Genomic DNA, 6,467 nt, shown 5'->3' with positions numbered 1-6,467 from the left:
CATCAGCCGCTCTAGTAGCACAAGGTCTTGCGATCCCCTGCTTTCATCCGTAGATCTCATGCGGTATTAGCTACTCTTTCGAGTAGTTATCCCCACTACTAGGCACTTCCGATGTATTACTCACCCGTTCGCCACTCGTCAGCATCCGAAGACCTGTTACCGTTCGACTTGCATGTGTAAAGCATGCGCCAGCGTTCAATCTGAGCCAGGATCAAACTCTATAGTTCGATCTTGAATTTAAAGTCTTTCGACTGCTCACTCACTTGACGGAATCAAGAAGAATAAATTCTTCAATAATTACTGTTTTGTGAGCGCTTGATACTCCGAAGAGTTTTGTTCCGAAGAACTGGCTGCTTGCCATCAAACCCCACGCTTATCGCTGTATTTTTTTAAGGAACCGAGACTCAAAACCGGCAGAACCACTTTTGAATTTCGTTGCTTGCTGTGATCAGCGAAGCCTTAGATTTTAGCACTGTTTTGCAGCACTTTAAAAACGTTTTTGCGTTTTCTTCTCACCCCTCTTTCGAAGAGAGAGAAGAAAACGCCTGGCGTGAGCCAGGCGTTTTGGCGTAAGAGCCTGACGATGACCTACTTTCACACGGGAACCCGCACTATCATCGGCGCTAAGTCGTTTCACGGTCCTGTTCGGGATGGGAAGGAGTGGTACCAACTTGCTATGGTCATCAGGCATAAACTTTTTGTCAGATTGATCGCTCTTCGATTAACTTCTTAATCAAAGCTCACTTTCAATCCAACGAATTCATAGAGTCTCGATCAGCTTATTCGATTGCGCCTTTTTGGCATAACTTGAATGATCACTTGCATGATTCATTCTGTCTTTTCATTTCTGAGCTAAACCCAAAGTTATAGGGTCAAGCCGCTCGGGCAATTAGTACTGGTTAGCTTAACGCATTACTGCGCTTCCACACCCAGCCTATCAACGTCGTGGTCTACAACGACCCTTCAGGGGGCTCAAGGCCCCGGCAGATCTCATCTTGAAACGAGTTTCCCGCTTAGATGCTTTCAGCGGTTATCTCTTCCACACTTAGCTACCCTGCGATGCCACTGGCGTGACAACAGGTACACCAGAGGTGTGTCCACTCCGGTCCTCTCGTACTAGGAGCAGGCTTCCTCAAATCTGCAGCGCCCACGGAAGATAGGGACCAAACTGTCTCACGACGTTTTAAACCCAGCTCACGTACCTCTTTAAATGGCGAACAGCCATACCCTTGGGACCGACTACAGCCCCAGGATGAGATGAGCCGACATCGAGGTGCCAAACACCGCCGTCGATATGAACTCTTGGGCGGTATCAGCCTGTTATCCCCAGAGTACCTTTTATCCGTTGAGCGATGGCCCTTCCATACAGAACCACCGGATCACTATGTCCTGCTTTCGCATCTGCTCGACTTGTCAGTCTCGCAGTTAAGCACGCTTATGCCATTGCACTATCGTCACGATGTCCGACCGTAACTAGCGTACCTTCGAACTCCTCCGTTACGCTTTGGGAGGAGACCGCCCCAGTCAAACTGCCTACCATGCACTGTCCCCGATCCAGATAATGGACCAAGGTTAGAACCTCAAACGCACCAGGGTGGTATTTCAACGTTGGCTCCATGTGATCTAGCGACCACACTTCAAAGCCTCCCACCTATCCTACACAGATCCGTTCAAAGTCCAATACAAAGCTACAGTAAAGGTTCATGGGTCTTTCCGTCTTTCCGCGGGGAGATTGCATCATCACAAACATTTCAACTTCGCTGAGTCTCAGGAGGAGACAGTGTGGCCATCGTTACGCCATTCGTGCAGGTCGGAACTTACCCGACAAGGAATTTCGCTACCTTAGGACCGTTATAGTTACGGCCGCCGTTTACTGGGACTTCAATCAAGAGCTTGCACCCCATCATTTAATCTTCCAGCACCGGGCAGGCGTCACACCCTATACGTCCACTTTCGTGTTTGCAGAGTGCTGTGTTTTATTAAACAGTCGCAGCCACCAATTTTTTGCAACCCCTTTTAGCTCCGTTTGTTCAACTTCACTGACTTGGGGTACACCTTCTCCCGAAGTTACGGTGTTAATTTGCCGAGTTCCTTCTCCTGAGTTCTCTCAAGCGCCTTAGAATACTCATCTCGCGCACCAGTGTCGGTTTGCGTACGGTCTCAATAGCTGAAGCTTAGTGGCTTTCCTGGAGCAGGGTATCACTCACTTCGTCTGCAAGCAGACTCGTTATCACCCCTCATCTTAGCCCGGCGGATTTGCCTACCAGGCATGACTACAGGCTTGAACCAACATATCCAACAGTTGCTGAGCTAACCTTCTCCTCCCCACATCGCACTATTGATCGGTACAGGAATATTGACCTGTTTCCCATCAGCTACGCATCTCTGCCTCGCCTTAGGGCCGACTCACCCTACGCCGATGAACGTTGCGTAGGAAACCTTGCGCTTACGGCGAGGGGCTTTTCACCCCCTTTAACGCTACTCATGTCAGCATTCGCACTTCTGATACCTCCAGCATCCGTCTCCAGACACCTTCACAGGCTTACAGAACGCTCTCCTACCACGTGCCATAAATGACACATCCGCAGCTTCGGTAACTGGCTTAGCCCCGTTACATCTTCCGCGCAGACGACTCGATCAGTGAGCTATTACGCTTTCTTTAAATGATGGCTGCTCTAAGCCAACATCCTGACTGTTTTAGCCTTCCCACTTCGTTTCCCACTTAGCCAATTTTAGGACCTTAGCTGGCGGTCTGGGTTGTTTCCCTCTTGAGTCCGGACGTTAGCACCCGTGCTCTGTCTCCCAAGCTGTACTCGTCGGTATTCGGAGTTTGCATAGGTTGGTAAGTCGCCATGACCCCCTAGCCTAAACAGTGCTCTACCCCCGACGGTAATACTTGAGGCACTACCTAAATAGTTTTCGGAGAGAACCAGCTATTTCCAAGTTTGTTTAGCCTTTCACCCCTATCCACAGCTCATCCCCTAATTTTGCAACATTAGTGGGTTCGGACCTCCAGTACCTGTTACGGCACCTTCATCCTGGCCATGGATAGATCACTTGGTTTCGGGTCTACACCCAGCGACTGATCGCCCTATTCGGACTCGATTTCTCTGCGCCTCCCCTATTCGGTTAAGCTTGCCACTGAATGTAAGTCGCTGACCCATTATACAAAAGGTACGCCGTCACCCCTTACGAGGCTCCGACTTTTTGTAAGCATACGGTTCAGGATCTATTTCACTCCCCTCCCGGGGTTCTTTTCGCCTTTCCCTCACGGTACTGGTTCACTATCGGTCGATGATGAGTATTTAGCCTTAGAGGATGGTCCCCCTATATTCAGACAGGGTTTCTCGTGCCCCGCCCTACTTGTCTGCAGCCTAGTACCACCGATCGGTTTTCACATACGGGACTATCACCCACTATGGTTGGCCTTTCCATGCCATTTTGTTAACCGGTCGACTATCACTGCAAGGCTCTTCCGAATTCGCTCGCCACTACTATCGGAATCTCGGTTGATGTCTTTTCCTCTGGGTACTTAGATGTTTCAGTTCTCCAGGTTCGCTTCGCATGACTATGTATTCATCATGCGATACCTCTTGCGAGGTGGGTTCCCCCATTCAGAAATCTCCGGATCAAAGCTTATTTGCCAGCTCCCCGAAGCTTATCGCAGGCTATCACGTCTTTCGTCGCCTATCATCGCCAAGGCATCCACCATATGCTCTTAGTCACTTGACCCTATAACTTTGACGTCTCTTGCGAAACACAAAGCTCTAGATTTCAAAGACTGGTGAGGTCTTGCACCTCACGCGTTATGCCGTAATGTGAATATCTTTGGCTGTATCTTTCGATACAGCTTAGAGAATATTCGTCATTACTAAATATCTTTGCTTTCGCAAAATATTTGTTTTGACGCAATCAAAAAGTTGCTGATGGCACGGTGCACAAACCTTGGTTTGCGCTTTCCACCAGCAACGCTGATTTCGACTCTATGAATTTTTAAAGAACAGCCTATTGATCAAAGATCAATATAAAAGCAGTCTGCTTCAGACTGCTTTTATATTGAATTTCTGTTTTCTTGCTTCTCAACCTCATGCCTTGCAACATCTGCTGAGCCAACGATTATAGCACCTTCAGGCGCTATCATTTTTAAACTTGGTGGAGGATGACGGGATCGAACCGACGACCCCCTGCTTGCAAAGCAGGTGCTCTCCCAGCTGAGCTAATCCCCCAGGATCCTCTTGCACTGGCATTGGAATCTTGGTGGGTCTAGTTGGGCTCGAACCAACGACCCTGCGTTATCAACACAGTGCTCTAACCAGCTGAGCTACAGACCCATTCCTCAACACAACAAGCAAGTTTCCTTGCCTATCAAGCTTTGGCTTGTTCCAACAACCGATAAGTGTGGACGTTCAATTTAAAGCAGCATTTTTCCAGAAAGGAGGTGATCCAGCCGCACCTTCCGATACGGCTACCTTGTTACGACTTCACCCCAGTCACGAACCCCGCCGTGGTAAGCGCCCTCCTTGCGGTTAGGCTACCTACTTCTGGCGAGACCCGCTCCCATGGTGTGACGGGCGGTGTGTACAAGACCCGGGAACGTATTCACCGTGACATTCTGATCCACGATTACTAGCGATTCCGACTTCACGCAGTCGAGTTGCAGACTGCGATCCGGACTACGACTGGCTTTATGGGATTAGCTCCCCCTCGCGGGTTGGCAACCCTTTGTACCAGCCATTGTATGACGTGTGTAGCCCCACCTATAAGGGCCATGAGGACTTGACGTCATCCCCACCTTCCTCCGGTTTGTCACCGGCAGTCCCATTAGAGTGCTCAACTGAATGTAGCAACTAATGGCAAGGGTTGCGCTCGTTGCGGGACTTAACCCAACATCTCACGACACGAGCTGACGACAGCCATGCAGCACCTGTGTTACGGTTCTCTTTCGAGCACGAAACCATCTCTGGTAACTTCCGTACATGTCAAAGGTGGGTAAGGTTTTTCGCGTTGCATCGAATTAAACCACATCATCCACCGCTTGTGCGGGTCCCCGTCAATTCCTTTGAGTTTCAACCTTGCGGCCGTACTCCCCAGGCGGTCAACTTCACGCGTTAGCTTCGTTACTGAGTCAGTTAAGACCCAACAACCAGTTGACATCGTTTAGGGCGTGGACTACCAGGGTATCTAATCCTGTTTGCTCCCCACGCTTTCGTGCATGAGCGTCAGTACAGGTCCAGGGGATTGCCTTCGCCATCGGTGTTCCTCCGCATATCTACGCATTTCACTGCTACACGCGGAATTCCATCCCCCTCTACCGTACTCTAGCCATGCAGTCACAAAGGCCGTTCCCAGGTTGAGCCCGGGGATTTCACCTCTGTCTTACATAACCGCCTGCGCACGCTTTACGCCCAGTAATTCCGATTAACGCTTGCACCCTACGTATTACCGCGGCTGCTGGCACGTAGTTAGCCGGTGCTTATTCTTACGGTACCGTCATGACTCCGGGATATTAGCCCAGAGCTTTTCGTTCCGTACAAAAGCAGTTTACAACCCGAGGGCCTTCATCCTGCACGCGGCATTGCTGGATCAGGCTTTCGCCCATTGTCCAAAATTCCCCACTGCTGCCTCCCGTAGGAGTCTGGACCGTGTCTCAGTTCCAGTGTGGCTGGTCGTCCTCTCAGACCAGCTACAGATCGTTGGCTTGGTGAGCCTTTACCCCACCAACTACCTAATCTGCCATCAGCCGCTCTAGTAGCACAAGGTCTTGCGATCCCCTGCTTTCATCCGTAGATCTCATGCGGTATTAGCTACTCTTTCGAGTAGTTATCCCCCACTACTAGGCACGTTCCGATGTATTACTCACCCGTTCGCCACTCGTCAGCATCCGAAGACCTGTTACCGTTCGACTTGCATGTGTAAAGCATGCCGCCAGCGTTCAATCTGAGCCAGGATCAAACTCTATAGTTCGATCTTGAATTTAAAGTCTTTCGACTGCTCACTCACTTGACGGAATCAAGAAGAATAAATTCTTCAATAATTACTGTTTTTGTGAGCGCTTGATACTCCGAAGAGTTTTGTTCCGAAGAACTGGCTGCTTGCCATCAAACGCCCACGCTTATCGGCTGTATTTTTTTAAGGAACCGAGAACTCAAAACCGGCAGAACCACTTTTGAATTTCGTTGCTTGCTGTGATCAGCGAAGCCTTAGATTTTAGCACTGTTTTGCAGCACTTTAAAAACGTTTTTGCGTTTTCTTCTCACCCCTCTTTCGAAGAGAGAGAAGAAAACGCCTGGCGTGAGCCAGGCGTTTTGGCGTAAGAGCCTGACGATGACCTACTTTCACACGGGAACCCGCACTATCATCGGCGCTAAGTCGTTTCACGGTCCTGTTCGGGATGGGAAGGAGTGGTACCAACTTGCTATGGTCATCAGGCATAAACTTTTTGTCAGATTGATCGCTCTTCGATTAAC

2 tRNA genes and 5 rRNA genes are annotated in these 6,467 nt (G+C 49.7%); all 7 read right to left on the bottom strand.

The features are described from left to right. Positions 1-227, bottom strand: a 16S ribosomal RNA gene (locus CLU84_RS21755); the annotation flags it as partial. Between the two features lie 348 nt (positions 228-575). After that, positions 576-688 (bottom strand): 5S ribosomal RNA (gene rrf / locus CLU84_RS21750). 180 nt (positions 689-868) lie between these two features. Continuing rightward, positions 869-3,732, bottom strand: a 23S ribosomal RNA gene (locus CLU84_RS21745). Positions 3,733-4,150: 418 nt separating this feature from the next. Next, positions 4,151-4,226: transfer RNA gene (locus CLU84_RS21740), tRNA-Ala, on the bottom strand. A 29-nt stretch (positions 4,227-4,255) separates the two neighbouring features. Next, positions 4,256-4,331: transfer RNA gene (locus CLU84_RS21735), tRNA-Ile, on the bottom strand. 100 nt (positions 4,332-4,431) lie between these two features. Then, positions 4,432-5,964, bottom strand: a 16S ribosomal RNA gene (locus tag CLU84_RS21730). A 352-nt stretch (positions 5,965-6,316) separates the two neighbouring features. Next, positions 6,317-6,429, bottom strand: a 5S ribosomal RNA gene (gene rrf / locus CLU84_RS21725). Positions 6,430-6,467 lie beyond the last annotated feature (38 nt).

The sequence above is a fragment of the Comamonas sp. 26 genome (assembly GCF_002754475.1).
Taxonomy (GTDB): Bacteria; Pseudomonadota; Gammaproteobacteria; order Burkholderiales; family Burkholderiaceae_C; genus Comamonas.
This window is presented reverse-complemented; position numbering and strand designations above follow the sequence as displayed.